Here is a 21373-nt window from a genome sequence, read left to right on the forward strand (position 1 = left end):
AAAATGTAAAACATTTTCAAAAGTAGTAAAAATTTCAGAAAGGACAAATTATGTTATTAATAATACGAATTTATTGCAGTGTGGAAAAAATGGTAATATTATATTGTTAAATGATTTTGGAGATAATAAAATTTTTTATTTTACAGGAGGCATCAATTGCTTCGTCAGCATCATTGCGGTTTAGAGGAAAATAATCTCCCGGGTATCTGGTATTTATAGAATAATCACTTAAAATAAAAGCATCATCTCTTATATTGTTGAATTCATCATCATCAGAAATGCAATATTCATCCAGAAGTAATATAATGTCATGTGTTTTTTTGAATTCAATTTCCTTGAACGTAAGATATGCTTTAATATATTTTTCTGCCATTTGTTGAGCATGATAACAAATTACGGAAAATGGTGGATATTCAATATCCATCAATGCTCTGCATGTAGTAAGGTCTTCTTCGGCTTTGGAAATCCATTCTGAATAATCATTTTTCATAAGCTATCACCCCTTTTTTTAGAGCTATATTAGCTATATGATTTATTTTATTTTTATTCTCTTCAAATTCATCAGGAGAATATACGAACAAGTCCAAAGGAAGCAATTGTTTATTGAAAAGTTTTCTTACTTGTCTTAAACGATGGTAAAAAGGTTCGCTGGTTTTTTTTATAATAAGTAAGTCCAAATCGCTGTTTTCATTTGCATTGTTTGTTGCAAAAGAACCGAATAGGATTATTTTTTCGGGGGCATATCCGGAAATTATAGTTTGGATTGTAAAATTTATTTGTTCCTGAATAGTCATTAAATTTAATAATTTTAAATGATTTACAAAGATACAAAATTAATTCCTCTAATGCAAGATATTGAACGATACGATTTGGTATATTTGGAATGTTGTGTGAGTTTTTAACTTCGCATTAAAATTCAATTACATCACATCCACATCCACATAAACTCTCACCGATTGGAATTTTTTTACCATTTTAAAATCATTAATATTTTTTCTGATAATATCTTTTAATGTATTGCTTGTTTTTGTTTTCTCAAGTTTTATTAAAATATCTTTTATAAATAAATTCTGTATTCTCGGAATTAAAGGAAATTCCGGACCAAGAACACGGCTTTTTAATTCTTTTTTCAGGTTTGCTGCAAGAAGGTCGGCAGCGCTTGAAACAATAGATTTGTCTCTGTGTTTTAAGGTAATTTTAATAAGACGAAAATATGGCGGATAACAAAAACGATGTCGTTCGAAAAGTTCACGTTCATACATTCTTTCATAATTGTAATGCAATATTTCATTAATTACAGGATGCATGGGATTTCGAGTCTGAATAATTACTTTCCCTTGTTTTTTTCTTCTTCCGGCTCTTCCGCTCACCTGCGACATCAATTGAAAGCTTCTTTCAAACGCCCTGAAATCAGGAAAATTCAGCATGTTGTCAGCATTTATTATTCCAACTATATGCACATTTTCGAAATCAAGACCTTTGGTAATCATTTGTGTTCCTACAAGAATGTTAATTCTGCCGTCTTCAAAATCGCTTATTATTTTCTGATATGATTGTTTTTTTCTTGTGCTGTCGTAATCGAAGCGGGCAATGTTTGCTTGCGGAAAAAATATCGAAAGTTCTTCTTCAATTTTTTCGGTTCCTGTTCCGCGCATTTTAATATTTGTATCGTGGCATGCCGGGCACTCGTTAAAAGGATTTATCGAATATCCGCAGTAATGACAAACCATTTGGTTTACTTGTTTGTGATAAGTAAGCACTACATCGCAGTTTTTGCACATAGGAACCCAGTTGCATGAGTCGCATTCGAGGTGAGGAGCAAAGCCGCGACGGTTCTGAAAAAGAATAACCTGTTCGGAATTTGCAAGCACTTCTTTTATGTTTTCAAGCAATGTCATTGAGAAGTCGGATTGCATTCTTTTTCTTTTCTTTTCTTCCTTTATGTCAACTATTGTAATTGCGGGAAGCTTTATATTTCCAAATCGTTGATGAATTTCAACTAATCCGTATTTATTATTACGTGCATTAAAAAAACTTTCTATTGATGGTGTGGCACTGCCGAGAAGAATTTTTGAATTATGAAGTTTTGCAAGATAAATTGCTGTATCCCTCGCATGATAACGTGGAGCTGGTTCAAATTGCTTGTATGAATTTTCGTGCTCTTCATCAACAATTATTAATCCGAGATTTTTAAACGGAAGGAATACTGCGGAGCGTGCGCCGAGAACTATTTTTGCAGAATTATCTTCCAGAACTTTATTCCATATTTCAACTCTTTCGTTATTGTTGAAACGTGAGTGGTAAATCAAAACATTGTTTCCGAAAAATTTTAACAGGCGGTTTATAATTTGCGAAGTCAACGCAATTTCGGGTAGAAGATAAAGAACCTGCTTTCCCTGTTTTAGAACTTCTTCGATTAGGTGAAAATAAATTTCAGTTTTTCCGCTTGATGTCACTCCTTTCAGCAAAACAACATCATGAATTTCAAAACTATCATTTATATCATCAAGTGCTTTTTTCTGGTATTCGCTTAATTTAAAAAGTTTGTGGGGGACGGAATCAGCAAAACCAACCCTATCGGTTATTTTATCTGTTGATACAAAAATATTTTTTTTGATTAAAGAATTCAGTGTTGCATCTGAAGTATCAATGCTTTTAAGTAAAGTTGTTTTTTTAATTTCACCATTATATCTTTCATTTTTTTTTGTGATATGAATAAACGACATCAGCAATTCAAGTTGTTTCGGTGCTTTTCCAAGTTTATCAAAAATCTCTTTAAGTAACTTTTCGTCATTGTAGTTTTCGGAAAGCCGGATGTATGTTTCTGTTTTGGGTTTATATGTTTCAATTAACTCTTCTTCAACAATTACAACTTTTTTTGCAATTAAGTTTTTTACAATTGGAATTACATTTTTTTGTTCAATAATTTTTTCGGCTTCATTCAGTGTTAGAGATTTTCTTATAGCTAAAGCTTCAGTGAGCAAATATTCCTTTTCATCAAGATTTGAGTAGTCATGCTCAAATTCGGGGTTTAATAAAATATTTGTCTGGCTCGAAAGTTTTAAACCCGCCGGTAACGCAGCATTCATAACCTCGCCGGTAGTGCACATATAATAATGAGAAATCCATTTCCACAAATTTAATTGAATGGTATGTACAATCGGTTTTTCGTCAAGAACCGATAAAATATTTTTTGCTTCAATGTCTTTGGGCTTGTTTTGATGAATTGCGGAAATCAAAGCAGCATATATTTTCTGCTTGCCGAACTGAACAATAACTCTTTTGCCAATTTCAAGAGAAGAAATAAATTCTTCGGGTACGTAATATGTGTATGATTGCGGAATTGCAATGGGAAGTATTACATCTACAAAATATGTTCCTTCGTTTGACAAGTTTTTGTTTGTTAAAATAATATAGCAGCAAAGCTAATGAAATTTTAAAAAAATAAAAGCCGATTAAAAAACCGGCTTTAAGAATTTTGAGGTTTCGAGCGGATTCGAACCGCTGTACGAGGTTTTGCAGACCTCTGCCTAGCCACTCGGCCACGAAACCAAATTATTTTGCAAAAGTACAAAATAAATTGAATTATTCAAAGGTTTTGTGAAATACCAAAAAAATAAAAAAAACTTCGATATTCGATGTTCGACATTCATTATTCATTATTTTTTTAATATCGAATATCGAACACTGAATAATGAATGTCGAAGTTAACAATATAATCACAAACTTTCTGAATTTATTAATTTCAAACACCAATTTCAGTACTTCAAAACTTTATTTACATAAACATTCTGCGAAGTGGTGATACGCAAATAGTAAATTCCTACAGGAAGAATTTCAGTATTTGGAATATCTATTTTATAATAACCGTTTGATTTGAAATTATAATTTTTTGAATAAATTATTCTTCCAGTAAGATTAATTATATCCACTTTTGCTGTTTGTGTATTGTCTGAATAAAAAATGAAATTAAGTTCGGTTTTAAAAGGATTTGGATATGGAATATTTATATTGTTATTGCTTTCAGCTTTTATTCCCATCAATATTATTTTGGCTTTCGGAAAATTAGGAATACCATATCCAAGCAACGTATCGGGATTATCATATTGACTTGCGCTTTTCTGAATTGCATCTACGATTTGTGAATTTTTAAGATTGTAAAATGCTTGCCACAGGCATGCTGTCATTCCCGAAATAAGTGGTGAAGAAAATGAAGTTCCGTTGCCTTTGCTTACTGTATCGCTTTGGTTAGCTATGTATGTATCAATTCCTTGTGAAGCAACGTTCGGCTTTAGAACTCCTGCGGAATTAGGTCCTCTGGAACTAAGTAACGCATAATTTCTGTTTGCATTAACAGCACCAATGGTGAGAGCTTTGTTTGCGTCGGCTGGCGTGCCGATGTAACCGGGTCCGCTGTTGCCTGCAGCTACAACAACAATCATTCCTTTGTCGAATGCATAATTTGCTCCTTTTGCGGCAACTGTTGTTTTTCCATCGAGGTCGTTATAGGTATGATTTTGTAAAGAGTTATCGAAGTGAAAATATCCGAGTGAAGAATTTATGATGTCGGAGCCAACGCTGTCGGCATATTCGGCACCTGCCACCCAAAAATCCTCTTCAATAACATATTCCGATAATACATCTTCTGTAACTATCAAATAATAATTTGCTAATGGTGCTGTGCCTATTATGCTTCCGGGTTTATTTGCTCCCATAATTGATAATACAGATGTTCCATGTGTGCTTCTTTGATAAACATTAGTTGTATTTTCAACAAAATTCCACTCTCCGAGGATTTGATGATTGAAATTTATACTGTCAAATGCTGACAAAATGTTTTCACCGGTAAAGCCGGCATCAAGTATAGCAATGGTCATATTCTGCCCTCTTAAATTTTCGTCATGAAGAATGTCGCCGCCAAGCATATTTATTTGGTTGTATGAAGGTCCGTAATTACTGCTTGTTGTAATGCTTCTTGTGTTATTATAGACATCATTAGTTTTTGGTATTGGCTTTTTATTTGAGCTAACAGTAAAGGAATAACCTACCAGTTCAATGTTTTTAACAAATGGAAAAGTTTTTATTTTGTTAACTACATTGCTGTCTTTTGTATAAACAACAACTGAATTAAGCCATTTTGAGCGAGTCATTAATTCGGCACCTGCCTGACAAATGCTGTCGAAATATGCGGGAGTTATGGGAATATCTGTAGAATCAATAGGGATTTCTTGTCTTGTTCTTCTGTCAATGGCTTTTTGCGAAAGATAATCAGTAGGGCTTGTTAATGAATAAGGAGTATTGTTTTTATTTTTGAAAGTAACGCGATATTCGCTCGGTATTTGAGCTATCGCATGATGGAAAAAAAATATTATAAGAAAGAAAAATATTTTTTTCATAAAACAGAAAAATAAAAAGTAAAACAAATATATGTTTTTTTCAGGAAATGTCAATAAATTTAATTGTCCCAGGATATTATTTTATATGAATATTTAACTCCATTTTTAATAGGGTCGGTAGTACTAACAGGATCCAAGTCGAAGTGATAAAATATTTTATAAATCATGCCTACATGTTTTGCATAACTTTCAACCGAATAGTCGGCATTTATTAATGTGCTGTCGTGATTTTGTATAACAGTTAAAGTGGAATCGAAACTCAAAGAGTTAATCTGAGCCGGTTTGTTAACACTTGTGTATTCGTAATCCCAAGCATCCCAAGTATTATATACATTGCCTTTCCATGTTGCGTTTAATTTTACCGGAAAAATCAACTTTATAAAACGTTGGTTCTCCTCAACTTTTTCGGCAGTAGAAGGAGTTAAATTTAAATACCATACATCTTTAATTTCCCAGTCGCACGTATCGCAGCGCATGATATATCTTTCTAATCGTTGCGTTAGTCTGCCCGAGTTATCAGAGAATGTGGATTCGACATATTCTTTTATTTTATAATTAAATGTATCGATATGTGGAGGATTGTAATTGCCATCCCAAACTATGGAATCAACCTGGTAAATTACCCAATGCCCGATATTATTGGGATAATAGGAATATCCCACATCAACAGGAGTATCAGGTTTATCTTTTTTGCAAGATAAAATTGTGATGAAAATTAATAATATTATTATTAGTTGTTTTTTCATTTAGTAAATATACAAAAATAATCAATCTTTTGCAATAAATCCACCGCCGACAATATCGTCGTTCTCATAAAAAACAGCAGATTGTCCGGGAGCAATGGCAGCAACGCTTTCGAGAAATTCAACATTTATTTTATTTTCCGATTCAACAATTCTGCTCAAAGTGCCTTTATCTTTATATCTCACTTTTGTTATAACTTCTCTAACCGAATTAATTTCGGAATATTTCATTAAGTTATAATTTTCAACACTCATTTTTTTCTTTGATAGTTCTTCTCTGAAGCCGAGAACAACGGTATTTGTTTCGGGAATAATTTCAACAACGTATAATGGAGTTCCTACTGCTACTTCAAGTCCTTTTCGCTGACCGATTGTATAGAAGGGAAAACCTTTATGTTTACCTATTATTTTTCTATCAGTATTAACAAAGTTGCCTCCGTTTAATTTTTCTGCTATTTCCGGTTTTATATTTTTTAAATATGTTCTATAATCATCATCGGGAATAAAACAAATTTCATAACTCTCGCGTTTGCCTGCTATGTCAGTAAATCCGAATTTTGTGGCAATTGATTTAATTTCCGGTTTTTTGTATTTGCCGAGTGGAAACATTGTTTTTTTTAATTGCTCCTGAGTAAGTGCCCATAAAACATAAGATTGGTCTTTATTGTCATCGGTTGCCTTTGAAATAAAATAACGATTATCTGCCGAATTTACTTTTGCATAATGACCTGTAGCAACATATTCGCAGCCGAGTTGGTTTGCTTTTTCGAGCAATGTTGCCCATTTAATATTTGTATTACACAAAATGCAGGGGTTTGGGGTTCGCCCTGATAAATATTCATCAACAAAATTTTCAATAACACAATCATTGAATTTTTGTGTAAGGTCAATAACATAATGAGGAAATCCGCTTTTTACGGCAATTGAGCGAGCATCATTTATTGCATCGGTATTACAACATGCATTTTCTTTTTTTTCGCATCCTGATAAGGAATAATCCCATGTTTTAAGCGTAATTCCGATTACTTCATAACCTTCTTCTTTAAGTAGGATTGAAGCAACGGAACTGTCAACGCCGCCGCTCATAGCCACAAGGATTCTGCCGTGTTTACTCATTACCGTTTACGTTGCTCGGATTTTTGGGATTGAACTGGTAGTTAGTGTCCTTTTCAAAGTCGGGAAGTCTTTTATTAAGTAAGCTATCAAGCTGTTTCATCTTTTTTTCTTTTTCTTTTACCGTTTCCTGAAGCACTCCGTTTTTATAATTTTCTGTTGTTAGTATTTCGCCTGTTTTTTTGTAAGTGATAACTTTTCCTTCACGCAGAGAGTGAATGTAATTTTGTTGAACGTAAAGTTCGCCCGATGGATAATATATTTTAAAACTTCCTTCAAGCAATCCGTTTAAAAATGTGGCTTCATATTTTACATTTCCGTTTTCAAAATATTGTTTCCATGGTCCGTTTTTGATGCTGTCAATGTATGTTATTTCATCAGCAACTTTTGAATTGGAAATAAAATATGTTTTGCATAAACCATTTAGTTTGTTGTTTTTGTATGCCCCTTCATTTATTAGTTTCCCATTTAAATCATAAAACTTCCAAATGGAATCTTTTTTCATGTTATTATAAATACCTTCAGCCATTAGATTTTTGCCATCATTCTGATATGTTTTTGCATAAGCTTTTGAACCATTATTGCTATAATTAACTATGGACTTGAGTTTGCCATCTTCATAATAATATCTAAACTCACCGCAAGGTTTATCATTTTTAAAATTTCCTTCATAACGAAGGGTTGTTGAATTATAATATTTTTTCCACAATCCTTGTTTCAGTCCCTTTTTATCAGTTTTATTTATTGTAGTATCTTTGGTGTTGTTTTGTGAGAAAACAAAAACAGAAAAAAGAAATGCAAATATTAAGCACGATGTTTTTTTCATTTTTTAATGATTGGTATATTGCAAATATATAAAAAGATTAAAAGATTAGAAAATTAAAGATTAAAAAATTGAGAGCATTAAAAAATATTGATAGTAAGAGAGCCGTAAATATCTTGTTTGTCATTTCTTATCTTGCAATTTTAATTTTTATTATAACCTACAAGCCATTCGGCTTATACTGGGATGTTAACTGTTGGCGGAGATGGAGTGCTTTTATTTATAAACACGGAATATCCAATGCGTATCTGACACTTAACATTAATTACAATCCTCTTTTTTTATATGTTTTGTGGTTTTATGGAAAAATTTTCCAAAGCGATGCTGCAATTTTTAATAATATTCATCTTTTAAAAATATTGGTAGTTACGTTTGATTTTGCTTCTCTATACTTGCTTATAAAGATATTGAAGCACTTTAAAATAAACCCGTTGAAGTCAGTATTCGTTTTATTCAATATTGCATATTTTTATGATACTTTGGTTTGGGGACAGGTTGACAGCATTCATACTTTCCTTGCATTTGCCGCCATATATCTTTTTATGAAAGGGAAAAACATTGGCGGAGTGGCGCTTTTTATAATGGCTATGAACATGAAAACACAGGCATTTGTGTTTTTGCCGTTTGTTATTTATTTTTTATACAAAGTGTGGAAAGAAAACAATTTGAATTTTTTGAAAATATTTATTATTGGAATTGCATTTCAGATAATTTTAATATTGCCTTTTATTGTAAGCAATAATTTATTAAATTTAACAAGAAATGTTTTTTCTGCATTCAGCCGTAGTCCTGTGCTTTCAATGAATGCACATAATATCTGGTATTTATTTTTTATAGGTAATCCTATGAAAATATCCGATACATTGAACATTGGTTTTATGACTTATAAGCAATCGGGAATTATTTTGTTTCTTTTATTTTCAGCGATTATTTTTTATCCATGGTTCCATAGAATAATATTTCACAAATGGTCTCTCAACTTCAATAATATTAATGACCAGAAAATACTGTTTCTTACAGTTGGATTAATGGTAATGTTTTTTTTCTTTTTTAATACCGAGATGCATGAGCGATACATTCATCCTGCAATTATTTTTCTTGGGCTATATGCTATTTTGTCAAATTCGTATTTTATATACGTTTTGGTTTCGTTGGCATACTTTTTAAATATGGATTTTCTGTTATGTCATACTCCGAAAATATTTATCGGATGGCTGTTTTCGCATGAAATATTATTGCCGCGTTTAGTTGCTTCTATATATCTTATTTCAATGTTCATAGGTATATACGGAATTTATACTATGAGCGGAATATTGAAAAGAAAAAAAGCTGCAGGAAAATAATTTATTTAATGTAAAGCAATTTTAGATTTATAACAAAATATGTTTAAACTTCGTTTGTTGAAAATTTCGATTTTAGATTCAAACATTTCCATCAACGGAAAGTGCTCAAAGCTGTAAAATTGGAAGCCGGAAATTGAAATTCATATCCTTTTATTGTTATTTCCTTACAGTAGCAATTTGTTTTTTTTTGTTTTTATTTGCTTTTTGCAAAAAAAAATATTATGTTTGGTAAGCAAAGCAATTAAAACTAAATCTATGAGAAAAGTAATTTACATATTGTTAATGTTTTGTGTTTTATCTTTAAAAGCAGCATATTTAGAAAATGAACCTCAAACAATAGTTCAGCCCGATGGTTCAGTTATTCATTGCTTTGTAACAGGCGATGAATTTTACAACTGGCTGCATGACGAGAACTATTATACTATTGTTAAAGACAGCAAAACCGGCTATTACAAATATGCCGTAATAAAAAACGATGAGTTAGTACCTTCTGAATATACTGTTGGCAAGGTTGACCCTGAAAATACAGAACTAATGCCAAGAACAAATATTTCTACAAAAAAAATATTAGCAAAAAGAAATGAATTTTGGAAGAACACGCCTATACCAGCTAATTTAAAAAGACAAACATTGAGTTCTGGAGCAATTAACAATTTGGTTGTTTATATTCATTTCAGCGATGAGGCAGAATTTACTGATGATACAATTACTTACTGGAACATGTTTAACAACAAAACTACAGGATATAGTTCAATGTATAATTATTATAAGGAAGTTTCGTATAACGCACTTGGTATATCAACATATTTTTATCCTAAAACCACGTCAACAGTAATTTCTTATCAGGATTCGCATGACAGGAATTATTACAAACCTTATGATGCATCAACCAACACCGAGGGCTATCAGGGTGGAGACAATGGAACCGAAAGAACAAACAGAGAACATGCTTTGCTGAGAAATGCTGTAAACTATGTGGCTTCGCAAGTGCCAACAAGTTTGAATCTTGATTATAATAATGATGGTTATGTTGACAATGTCTGCTTTGTAGTATCGGGAGGAGTTACTGCATGGGCAACGTTGCTTTGGCCTCACAGATGGTCGTTGTATTCATTAACTGCAAATATTAATGGAAAGAGAGTTTATGATTACAATTTTCAGGTAAGAAATAGTTTGTTATCAAGTGGTGTGGGTGTGCTTTGTCACGAAATGTTTCATACGCTTGGGGCACCTGATTTATATCACTATTCGCAGGATGGTTTTAATCCCTGCGGGAGATGGGACATCATGGCAAACAATACAAATCCTCCTCAACACATGACAACATTTATGAAATATCGTTATGGCGAGTGGATTTCAAATATTCCTAAAATCACGACAAATGGCAGATACACTTTAAAGCCGGTTGTTTCTACAACAAACAACTGTTATAGAATTAATTCACCAAATTCAACTACAGAATATGCAATGCTTGAATATAGGAGGAAAACAGGAACATTTGAAAATTCAATTTATTCAAGCGGGTTAATAATTTATAGAATAAATTCTTTGGCAGATGGGGATGGTAATGCAGATGGTCCACCGGACGAGGTTTATGTTTACAGACCCAATGGAGATACTGCTAACGATGGTTCTATTAGCACAGGTTATTTCAGATCCGGCTCAGGCAGAACAAACTTTAACAACCTTACTAACCCTTTTTCATTCTTGTCTGACGGAACTGATGCATGTTTTGATATATACAATATCTCAGCAGCTGATACAATAATTTCATTTAACGTATTCATAAAACCGGATATTATACCAAATGCAGACACTATTATTTGCAGCGGAGATTCAATTTTATTAAAAACTCCAAACTTGCAAAATACAACTTACAAATGGAAAAAAAACGGCTTTTATATTTCCGGTGAAACTGATACTGTTTTATACGCTAAAACATCAGGCATATACGAAATAGAAGCAACAAGGTATAATTGCGCAACTGTATCAACTGAAGTAGATGTTTCGGTGCAGGTGTGTTCAAAAATAAATGAGAAAAACAGAATACAGGTATTTGAGATAAATCCTAATCCTGCTAAAGATTATCTTAATTTTAAAATTACTAATTCTTGTAATCAAAAAATAATATATTCAATAATAGATATTACTGGCAGAAAAATTGTTGAAAAATGTATTTATAATACATCAAATAATTTTACAACAACAGTAAACATTTCCGATTATTCAAAAGGAATGTATTTTATAAAATTAAAAACTCAAAGCAACGAAATAATAAGAAAATTCACAAAGATTTAGAAACTTGTTGATGAAAATTTTTCTGTTTCAACCATACATTAAATTTTAAATCAAGATATTTTTTAATATTTTTATTTTCCTGATTTGCCGTATCAACGGAAATATCTTTTGAATACAAATAACCTGAGGTTGGTAATGGTTCAACACTCATAACTTTATTCTCGTTTTTAATAGATTTTAATTTTTCAATCCTCTTGTCATAATCCGAAGAATATTGTTTTGTGATTGTATATTGATTTTTCAGAATACCCAATTGAATAAAAACTAAAACAATAAATGATGATAATAAAATAAATACTGATAATTTTTTATTTAGGGAAGTAATTGTAAATCCGAGTGAAAATGTGTAAATGAAAACTGAAAACGAGATAATGAAATATGCAATTATCAATATTCTGTCAGGAGCAATATCCGACAAGATATAAGTAGAAAGGAAAATTATAATAAAAATAATTACTAATGATGAAGATAAAAATATAAGAAATGGGTTTCTGAAATTTTTATTATTAGCTGTAAAATTCTTATTAATCAAAGTTCCGGCAATAAACCAGATTATTGAAAATAAGATTAAAAGATGAAAATTTTTAATAACTATGTTTTTCAATAAATATAATAAAGTTAAAAGTGAAAATTTTAATCCATTTATAAAAATCGGAGAGGGTAGGGCAGTGGCTCTGATTTTATTTCCGGCTGATAAATATGTTATCAAAAAAGACAACAGACAAAATACAAAACCAAAAATTATTTTTTTATAAGTGGGTGCATTTGATTTTTTGAGTAAAATTAATGAAACAATAAAAATTAAAATTGTCAGAAGTGAATATATTTCCGATGCTCCGCCGATATAAATAAAACAAATTGCGATAAAAAAATAATTTAAAAACTTTTTTGAATCATTAAACATTAAACCGAAACCAAGAAGAATAAAATTTAAACTTAATAAATAAATTGGAATTGAAATTGTCCAGAACCAGCATTCTCCTTTGTTTGTGGTTAAATAAAAAAATGTTGATGAAAAAAATAAACTTAAAAGAAACAAAAACGAATTTTTAATTTCAATTTTAGTTTTTTTTGAAAGTATTTTAAAAACAGTAAAAACAGAAAGTATTGTAAAAACAAGATTAATTATAGAAAATAAAAATAATGCTATTGTTGATTTTGAATATAGAAAATAAACAATATTTGCCAGTGAATAAGCGGTCCATCTTCCGCTCCAGTTTTCATACAGAAAAGATGTTGTTCCGATAATTCCATTTTCTTTTACAAATGATGAAAATAAAAAATCATCGCTTGTTAAACGATTGTTATATGACAAAAAAACGAATAGTAATGCAAACAAAATGAGTGATAAAAAAAATAAAAAGTAAATGATTTTAAATTTCATTTTCAAATTGTTCTGTTTTTATTCAATTCTTTTTTTTACGGTTTTCCATGTATCAGTAATTAAAAAACTTTCTTCCATATAGCCAATCATTTTTTCAAACTTAAGCATTGGCACTGCAAACGAAAGAGTGTCTTTCGGAACACACGGACGAGCTGATGGGTCGAACATTCCTATTATTGCTCTTGGTCGTTCGTTGTCTTTTTCGAAATAAGGATAATGAACGATAGTGCCGCAACCCGCACCAAATGGTGTAAATGTGCTGTTAGGTTCTGTCTGGTCGAAATTTGCAAGAGTAAAAAGTCCCGACAAAACATCGGGTTTTGCAAAGAAAATAACAACAGCCGGATTATCGCTTTCTTCAAGCTTATCCCATCTTTTAAAAATTATATAATTTCCAATTGCATCCGTAATTCTTTTTTGATTTTTCTGCAATTCGAGAACCATTTCAGGAGTTCTTATGTATCGTTCACCTTCCATTTCACCGGGAATTCCGCATGAAAGAAAGTATTCGAATTTAGGTCGCAATCCTTCAACATATCCAAGATAACGCTTTGCTCCGAAGCATGATATGTTTTCAATATTGTACGCAAGCGATTCGCCGTTTCTTACTTTTGAGAGTTCGCATATAAGGCAGCTTCTTCCTTTTGGATGATTAAAAAGTTCTGCTGTACCGGGTTCCTTGCTGTAATAAAAAGTAAAAGGCAATTCAGAATTACCAAAGTATTCCTTCCATAGCTCAAGGAATTTTTGTTTGAGTTTCAAGTCCATGATTTTATTGTTTAAATGTTAAAAAAAATAAAAATAATTCGTTTAGCGAGTCCCTGACTTCAAAAAATTATCAAATTTTCAGTCGTTCCCAGAAACCTGTAATATCGCCCCATTTCTGAACAATAGATTGTCCTTCTTTTGTTTTCCATTCGTTTTCAATATGGAGATGGCATTGTAATCCCAATCCTTTTCGTTCGTGATGGCAAAAGCGACATTCGAGCGGTTGGAAGCCCGTACCATGAAGTTCGCAGAGATTATTTTTTAGGAAATTACATCCTTTGTCTGCATTGATGTTTAAAGCGAAATCGGCTTCACAACCTTTAAAAGCAGGAGAAAGCACACCGAAAGTTTTATCGGGCGACATTTCGAGCATCATGCGGTTTCCATAGCCGGCATCAATTGCTTTGGATGCTTCGGCAACAGTCCACCAGCCCGGACGTTTGCAGTATTGCATGCAAATTTCGCATGAGCATGGTTCGGAAGGAGGATATTTTTCGGCGAGAGTTTTTTTATGTTTTATTTTTTGGGAATGCATTGAAATAAATTTATTTTAAAAATCTACAATAAGTTTAACATTAAGTTGCCGCGGAGTGAGATAGCTCGGAACAGCATACTGCCGGTTTGTAACATCTTTTATCCAGATATATGAAACGGTGTTGTTTATTTGCAAAAGATTAAAAACTTCAACGCTCAGCCAAATTGATTTAAAATATTTAAGAGGATTTTTTTTGGAAAAAGTTCTTAATTCACTTTTTAGTTCATACGAAAAGCCAATGTCAACCCTGCGGTAGTCGGGCATGCGAAGTGTATCCTTGTATTTTACAGTTCCCGGTGGACCAAAAGGTAAAGCAGTTCCGTAGGTCAGTGTCATGTGCATTTTAAAAGAAGGATATTTTGGAAAATAATCCTGAAAAAATAAACTTACGGTAACACGCTGGTCAGTGGGTCGCGGAATATATTGTGGTTTGTGGTAAATGCTGTCAACATGCTTGGTGTCATAAGTATAACCGGGTATTATAAGTTGTCCGTCTTTATTAAAATAAGTGTAATAAAAATCATTTTTTATTATTTCTTCAGTTTTCATAAGCGATACGCTAAACCACGATTCAAGCGTTTTTACAAATTCGCCGTTCACTCTCATATCAATTCCTGTTGCATATCCTTTGGAATTATTGTTTGCATAATAACGCAGCCGGACATTGTCAATCTGATAGGGAACAAGGTTTGAAAGTGTTTTATAATATATTTCGGTAACATATTTAAAAGGTCGGTTCCATGCCGTAAAGTACCAGTCGCTGCCAAGAAGGAATTGCACGGACTTCTGGGCTTTGAGATTTTTATTTACATTTCCATAAAAGTCGCGCATTTCCCTGTAAAATGGAGGTTGATAATAATAACCGGCAGAAGCCCTGAATCGTATGTCTTGTTTCCAGTTCGGTTTATATGCTATTATTCCTCTAGGAGTTAGAATTGCCTGTTTGTTAAAATCCCAGTATGATGAACGTATTCCGATATTAAAATCAATTATATTGCTGTCGCTGTTTATTTCCCAGTTTTTCTGAATGTATGAAGAAATACGGTTTGATGAAATATTTGTTTTTGTTTTAACTACATCCTGTAATTCTAAGGCGTATTTCGGTTGCATATCAGGATTTATATAGCCAACTGAATCGGAAGAGTGTGGAAGAGTATAATCAGCAGAGTCGAGCATATTCCATTCGCAAAGTTCGTCCTGAATAATTTCTCTCTGATATTTTATTCCCCATTGTAATGTATTTTGATTTATTGTTAAAATTCCTATGTGTTCGACGTTATAAACCAATGCCTGCAGGTAATTTCTTGCGTGATTAAGGTATGTTCCTGAGCCAAGATTAAAAGCGACATCGCCGAATCCTTTTTTACCCATATCTGTTTCGAGTTCGTCGAGCCAGTATTGTCCCTGAATGTCGAAGGTTTCGTTTTCATAAGTTTTAAAAGCAGAGGTAATAAATTTTAGTTTCAGATTATTGTTTACGTTGTAATTTGCAGAAATTGCACCGAGGTAAGTTTCGAACTTGTCAACTTCCTGACCGTCGAAAAATATTGTCAGCCGCAGTGCCTGATTTACAGTTCCGAAATTAGTTTGTCTTGTTTGTGGAATAAATCTGTATTTGTTAAGCGAAGCATTTCCAAGAAAGCTCAAATCCCATTTTTTTGATAAATTATAGGTCATGAAAGTCTGAACATCGGTAAATGAAGGGCGGTAATCTCCTTTTGTTTCCATACTGTTCAGAAGATATTGATTTGATTTCTGACGAACACCGAGCAAATAAGTGAATCTTTTGGTTGGTGCATCTTCGATGTGGAATGAGCCGCCGAGCAAGCTTGCAGAAGCAGAGCCGGCGAAATTTATCGGTTTTTTATATTTTATATCCAACACCGATGACATCTTGTCGCCATACTTTGCTTCAAATCCTCCGGCAGAAAATAAAACCGATGACACGAGGTCGGAATTCACAAAGCTCAGTCCTTCCTGTTGTCCTGAGCGGATAAGAAAAGGTCGGTAAATTTCAATGTCATTAACATAAACCAGATTTTCATCAAAATTTCCGCCACGAACAGAATACTGCGAACTTAAATCGTTGCTCGAATGTACGCCGGGCAGTGTTTTTAAAACTGCCTCTATTCCGCCGGTTGCACTTGGAATTTTATTGATTTCTTTAGGATTTATTTTTTGCAGATTTTCAACCGAATAATCTTTCTTGTCGGTAACTACTATTGGGTTTAGTGTTTGCGATGATTCACTCAAAGTTCTGTTAAGAAGATGATTTTCTCCTGCTTGTAATTTTAATTTAATTGTGTCGGTTTTGAAACTTATGTGGGTTAAAAATATTGTGATTGGAATATTGGCAGGAACATCAAGTCGGAATTTTCCCTGTGCATCGGTAACTGTTCCGCCCGGTATTCCAAGAACAGAAATATTAACAGAAATAAGAGGTTTATTTTTTGTAGAAATTATCTGTCCATAAACAGTTGCTTTTTCCTGACTGTAAGAACAGAAAAAAACAAGAGTCAAAACAAATAAAAATGTTAATTTTAAAAATCTCATTTGCTCGCAAAAATAGAGAAGAAAAAGCAATTAATAAACTTAATTATTGATAAAATATTGTTTTTAATGAGTGACTACTCTGTGAACCTCTGTGTAACAATAAAACAAAAAATTACACAGAGAGCCACAGAGAATGCATAGAGTTACACGGAGCACTTAGACACCCTTTTTGTCTGTTCTTGAAAAGAAATAAAACATATCAATAAGCGAACATCGGAAATTTTTCCATCATCACTTTCACTTCAAACTTCACATCTCCGATTAATTTTTCATTATCAATATCAGAAAGGACTCTGTCAACAAGATTAACAACTTTCAGAACATCATTTTCTTTCAGTCCTCTTGTTGTGATAGCAGGAGTTCCTACTCTTATTCCCGAAGTGAGGAAAGGGGAGCGGCTGTCGAAAGGAACCATATTTTTGTTTATTGTGATTTCGGCTTTCACCAAAGTATTTTCTGCAACTTTTCCTGTCATTTCAGGAAATTTTGAACGCAGGTCAATAAGCATGCAATGATTATCAGTACTGCCTGAAATTACCTGATATCCTTTACTCATAAATTCCTTTGCCATAACTTGTGCGTTTTTCATTACCTGAATGCAATATTGTTTATATTCATCGGTAAGAGCTTCGCCGAAAGCAACGGCTTTAGCAGCTATGACGTGTTCGAGCGGTCCGCCTTGAGTTCCGGGAAATACAGCCGAATCAAGCACTGCCGACATCATCTTGGTTTCTCCTTTTGGTGTTTTTATTCCATAAGGATTTTCAAAATCTTTTCCTATTAATATCAATCCGCCTCTTGGACCGCGTAATGTTTTATGGGTTGTTGAAGTAACAATATGGCAATATTTCAGCGGGTCTTTCAAAAGACCTTTTGCAATAAGACCGGCAGGATGTGAAATATCAGCCATTAAAATTGCTCCGACTTTATCGGCAATGGAACGCATTCTTTCGTAATCCCAATCTCTTGAATATGCCGATGCTCCTGCAAGTATTAATTTCGGTTTTTCTTTTAATGCGATTTGCTCCATCTCATCATAATCAACCGTTCCTGTTTCTTTATTCACATGGTAAGCCACGGGTTTGTATAATATTCCCGATAAATTAACGGGCGAACCGTGAGAAAGATGCCCGCCATGCGACAAATCCAATCCCATAAAAACATCACCGGGTTTTAGACAAGCAAGAAAAACAGCAGCATTTGCCTGTGCACCTGAATGTGGCTGCACGTTTGCCCATTCTGCACCGAATAATGTTTTTACTCTGTCAATTGCCAATTGTTCTGTTTTATCAACAAACTGACAACCTCCGTAATATCTTTTGCCCGGGTAACCTTCGGCATATTTGTTTGTCATGCAGGAACCCATTGCCTGTAACACCTGTTCGCTGACGAAATTCTCGGAAGCTATTAATTCAATACCGTGAAGCTGACGTTCTTGTTCAGCTTTTATTATTTCAAAAACCTGAGTGTCTCTTTTCATTTTTATGAATTTTTTAGGGTTAAGAAAGGCAAATTTATGAAATAAATTAAATTAAAAAAATCGTATTGTTTTTTGACAATTACGAAAAGGGAAAATAATAGAGAAGTTACTTTAAATTTGTGATTTATTACTTCCTGAGCTTGATTAAAATACGATGTATGAAGCGCGAAATATTATGTTTATAGTTTTTAATTCATTGGTACGAACAATAAATCCCGAAGCTTTAAACTGATTAGAACCCTTCACCTTCATCGCCGCCATTATTGTTTTCATCGGGTTTCTTTTTGGCTTTTTGTTTTAATCCGCCGTTGATTTTATATGTAAAACTTATGTAACCTACGCGGCTTTCGCGTTTTCTGTCCATAATAACATTTAACCCTTCAGTGGTAGTAATATTACTAAATTTTATGGTATTAAAAATATCGCTTACTCTGATTCCAAGAGTTGCCTTGTCTTTCAGGAAATCTTTCTTCAAACCAAAATCTATGGAATACATTTCTTTCATTTCGCCTTGAGGTGTAACCATTGGTCCACGGTAGAATCCTGTAAATTGCACAAAGAATTTTTTTGGCAGATAAAAATTTGAACTGAATTTAGCTGTCCAACTGTAATTGGAATTTGTCATAGTTGTATTTTCAATATCACCATTAATTTTTGTGCGGAAATAACTATAATTAATATTTATTTTCCAGAATTTGAATATCGGTTGGTCAATCACAGCTTCAAGTCCATAAGATGTGCCTGTTGATAAATTAGAAAAAGTCATGTTAATAATATTATTTGTATCCAAAAATATAATTCTCTTTATAACATCATTTATCTGTCGGTAAAAGATATCGGCGCTGAATGTGGTTTTCTTCAATGTAATAAAATAACCGAGTTCGCAGGAGTTGATATATTCGGGCTTTAATCTTGGATTACCATAATTTATGCTGCCGGGATGTGAATAATCAACAAAAGGATTTAACGACCATTCATTGGGACGGTTGATTCTTCTACTGTAACTCAACTGCAAATCCTGAGTTTTGCCGATTTTTCTTGTAATGTGAATGCTGGGGAAAAAACTAAAATAACTACTTTCGAATTTTTCGGAAGTAGTTTTTTGATTTGATTTAATCAAAGCTTCTTCAAGTCGTAAGCCGAACTGATAAGTGAATTTTTTATATTTATTGCCATACATTCCATAAACTGCATGAGTTTGCTGAGCGTAAACAAAATTATTGCTTAATAAAGGGTCATCAACTAACGCATTTAAGGAATAATCATAATTTGATAAATGATAATCGTTATCGTTATTATTAATATTGCTTTGTAATCCTAATTCAAGTTTTGCTGTATCTGCCCACGGATTAAGAAAGTTTATCTGCATTGATGTTTTTTCACCATGAAAATTTGTTTTTGTATCCTGAATGGTAGAATTTCCGACAGTGTTCATATTCAAATCATAGTTCTGTTGAACTATTCCTTCTCCTTCTTTTTCAATTTCAGTTCCGTAATAAAAGTCAGCAGTTAATTCTTTTCCTTTTTTATCATAAGTTTTTTTGTAATTCAGCGTATAGTCAGATGAATGATTTTTTTCATTATTGGGGCTGTTTGTTGTGTAAAAAGTATCAATTCTGTTTTCTCTTACATATCCTTTGTTTTCGGTGTTTTCATAACCGTTTCTGTAGTTTTCGCTGTACATGTATGTCAGAGTAAGTGTATTTTTTGGATTAAAGAAAATATCGGTTCCAAGCTTACCTCCGTTTGAATTCATTTTTCTTCTGTTTTTGGCGCTCTGTTCAATTATGGAGTCTTTATCTGTGTATGTTCTTAATGAATTTCCATAGCCACTGCGAATATCATATCTGTTGTCATAAGAACCGAAAATATTTACTTTTTTTAGGTTGTAATTGAAGTTAAATGAACCGTTATATTTATCGTTTGTTCCTGCCGTAATAGTTGCCATTCCATTTAAACCGATTTCTTTTTTCTTTTTCAATTTAATGTTTATAATTCCCGACATTCCTTCGGGGTTATATTTTGCTGAGGGGTTAGTAATTAGTTCTATGTTTTCAATTGAACTTGCAGGAATTTGCTGAAGCTTGGTGCCATCAATAGATGAAGGTCGTCCGTCAATAAGAATAGTTACATTTGAATTTCCTCTTAAGCTAACATTTCCATCTGCATCAACAGTAACCGAAGGAACATTCTGCAAAACATCAACTGCTGTGCCACCGGTTGAAGTAACTGCTTTTTCAACATTTATTACTTTTTTATCGAGAGCGTATTCCATCAGGGGTTTTTCGCTTGTTATATTCACCTCTTTTAGGTTGCTGTTTGTAATCACGAGGTTTATGTTGCCTAAATTCTTTTCTGGAGTTTTTGGCGTTACAAGGATGTTGGGAATTTTTAAATTCCTGTAACCTATAAAACTGCATAAAATGTAATAGTTTCCGAACGGAACTTTATTTATAACGAAAGCTCCCTTTTCGTTTGTAATCGTACCTGTAACCATTGACGAATCTTTCTTTCTGAAAAGAACTATGTTCGCATATTCTACCGATTGAGAAGAAATGCTGTCATTTATGTTACCTTTAATAACTCCCATTGCTTCGTAATTATTTCCTTGTCCCTGTGTTTTGTTTTTATCACCACCCCCCTGATAATTTTGTGCTTTGACAAAACATGTTAATAGCAGAAATAATATCAGATAAATTATTTTTCGCATTGTTATTCACAATTTAGTTCTTTGTGCTCTTTGTGATTATCTTTTTTTTAACCACAAAGAACACAAAGGTTTTACACAAAGTTCACGGAGTTTAATCCTGCACGTATGGAATTATTACTATTAATTTAATATCTTAATATTTTATTCTATATAAAATTTATTGTTAATTTTTTTCTCGTGGCTCGCAGTTTATAACTTTTAGCTGTGATAGCTGATAGTTTTTGAAT

Annotated in this window: 15 protein-coding genes and 1 tRNA gene; 2 read left to right on the forward strand and 14 right to left on the reverse strand. The window is 32.7% G+C overall.

Annotated features, from left to right (window positions below; all coding sequences use genetic code 11):
• Positions 1–106: 106 nt before the first annotated feature.
• From WC223_08825 to WC223_08860, 8 genes are all read right to left on the reverse strand, one after another.
• Positions 107–490 (reverse strand): HEPN domain-containing protein, encoded by a 384-nt coding sequence (locus WC223_08825; protein MFA6924343.1) that lies wholly within the window; start codon positions 488–490, stop codon positions 107–109.
• Complete coding sequence (locus WC223_08830; GenBank protein MFA6924344.1) at positions 480–794, reverse strand: nucleotidyltransferase domain-containing protein; 315 nt, start codon at positions 792–794, stop codon at positions 480–482. Before WC223_08830 ends, WC223_08825 begins: the two co-directional genes overlap by 11 nt.
• Before the next feature lie 126 nt (positions 795–920).
• The gene (gene priA, locus WC223_08835) at positions 921–3392 is read right to left on the reverse strand and encodes a primosomal protein N' (protein ID MFA6924345.1); all 2472 of its coding nucleotides are present in this window, start codon (positions 3390–3392) and stop codon (positions 921–923) included.
• 89 nt (positions 3393–3481) lie between these two features.
• Positions 3482–3552 (reverse strand) — tRNA-Cys (locus WC223_08840).
• A 206-nt stretch (positions 3553–3758) separates the two neighbouring features.
• Complete coding sequence (locus WC223_08845; GenBank protein MFA6924346.1) at positions 3759–5396, reverse strand: S8 family serine peptidase; 1638 nt, start codon at positions 5394–5396, stop codon at positions 3759–3761.
• A 59-nt stretch (positions 5397–5455) separates the two neighbouring features.
• A complete protein-coding gene (locus WC223_08850) occupies positions 5456–6142 on the reverse strand; it encodes a hypothetical protein (GenBank protein MFA6924347.1) in 687 nt (228 codons plus the stop codon).
• A 21-nt stretch (positions 6143–6163) separates the two neighbouring features.
• Positions 6164–7255: a tRNA 2-thiouridine(34) synthase MnmA gene (gene mnmA, locus WC223_08855; protein MFA6924348.1), complete on the reverse strand. Its 1092-nt coding sequence runs from the start codon at positions 7253–7255 to the stop codon at positions 6164–6166.
• Positions 7248–8078: a toxin-antitoxin system YwqK family antitoxin gene (locus tag WC223_08860; GenBank protein MFA6924349.1), complete on the reverse strand. Its 831-nt coding sequence runs from the start codon at positions 8076–8078 to the stop codon at positions 7248–7250. The genes mnmA and WC223_08860 overlap by 8 nt, the downstream gene beginning before the upstream one ends.
• A gap of 68 nt (positions 8079–8146) precedes the next feature.
• On the opposite strand from WC223_08860, the gene WC223_08865 reads away from it, so the two are divergent.
• Together WC223_08865 and WC223_08870 are read left to right on the forward strand one after the other, a co-directional pair.
• Positions 8147–9418 (forward strand): hypothetical protein, encoded by a 1272-nt coding sequence (locus tag WC223_08865; GenBank protein ID MFA6924350.1) that lies wholly within the window; start codon positions 8147–8149, stop codon positions 9416–9418.
• 255 nt (positions 9419–9673) lie between these two features.
• On the forward strand, positions 9674–11716 hold the full coding sequence (locus WC223_08870; protein ID MFA6924351.1) for a M6 family metalloprotease domain-containing protein: 2043 nt from the start codon (positions 9674–9676) through the stop codon (positions 11714–11716).
• Here WC223_08870 and WC223_08875 read toward each other — a convergent pair.
• The 6 genes from WC223_08875 to WC223_08900 all read right to left on the reverse strand — a co-directional run bounded on the left by WC223_08875 (position 11703) and on the right by WC223_08900 (position 21146).
• Positions 11703–13100: a DUF6056 family protein gene (locus tag WC223_08875; GenBank protein MFA6924352.1), complete on the reverse strand. Its 1398-nt coding sequence runs from the start codon at positions 13098–13100 to the stop codon at positions 11703–11705. The genes WC223_08870 and WC223_08875 overlap by 14 nt on opposite strands.
• A gap of 18 nt (positions 13101–13118) precedes the next feature.
• Positions 13119–13868 carry a DUF169 domain-containing protein gene (locus WC223_08880; GenBank protein MFA6924353.1) on the reverse strand — a complete coding sequence of 250 codons (750 nt, stop codon included), beginning with the start codon at positions 13866–13868 and terminating at the stop codon, positions 13119–13121.
• A gap of 70 nt (positions 13869–13938) precedes the next feature.
• Positions 13939–14403: a hypothetical protein gene (locus WC223_08885; GenBank protein ID MFA6924354.1), complete on the reverse strand. Its 465-nt coding sequence runs from the start codon at positions 14401–14403 to the stop codon at positions 13939–13941.
• A 15-nt stretch (positions 14404–14418) separates the two neighbouring features.
• The gene (locus tag WC223_08890) at positions 14419–16923 is read right to left on the reverse strand and encodes a carboxypeptidase-like regulatory domain-containing protein (GenBank protein MFA6924355.1); all 2505 of its coding nucleotides are present in this window, start codon (positions 16921–16923) and stop codon (positions 14419–14421) included.
• Between the two features lie 232 nt (positions 16924–17155).
• Complete coding sequence (gene glyA, locus WC223_08895; protein MFA6924356.1) at positions 17156–18436, reverse strand: serine hydroxymethyltransferase; 1281 nt, start codon at positions 18434–18436, stop codon at positions 17156–17158.
• A 232-nt stretch (positions 18437–18668) separates the two neighbouring features.
• Entirely contained in the window at positions 18669–21146 is a 2478-nt protein-coding gene (locus WC223_08900; GenBank protein MFA6924357.1) for a TonB-dependent receptor, read from the reverse strand.
• Positions 21147–21373 lie beyond the last annotated feature (227 nt).

The sequence above is a fragment of the Bacteroidales bacterium genome, assembly GCA_041671145.1.
Lineage (GTDB): Bacteria > Bacteroidota > Bacteroidia > Bacteroidales > JAHJDW01 > JAQUPB01.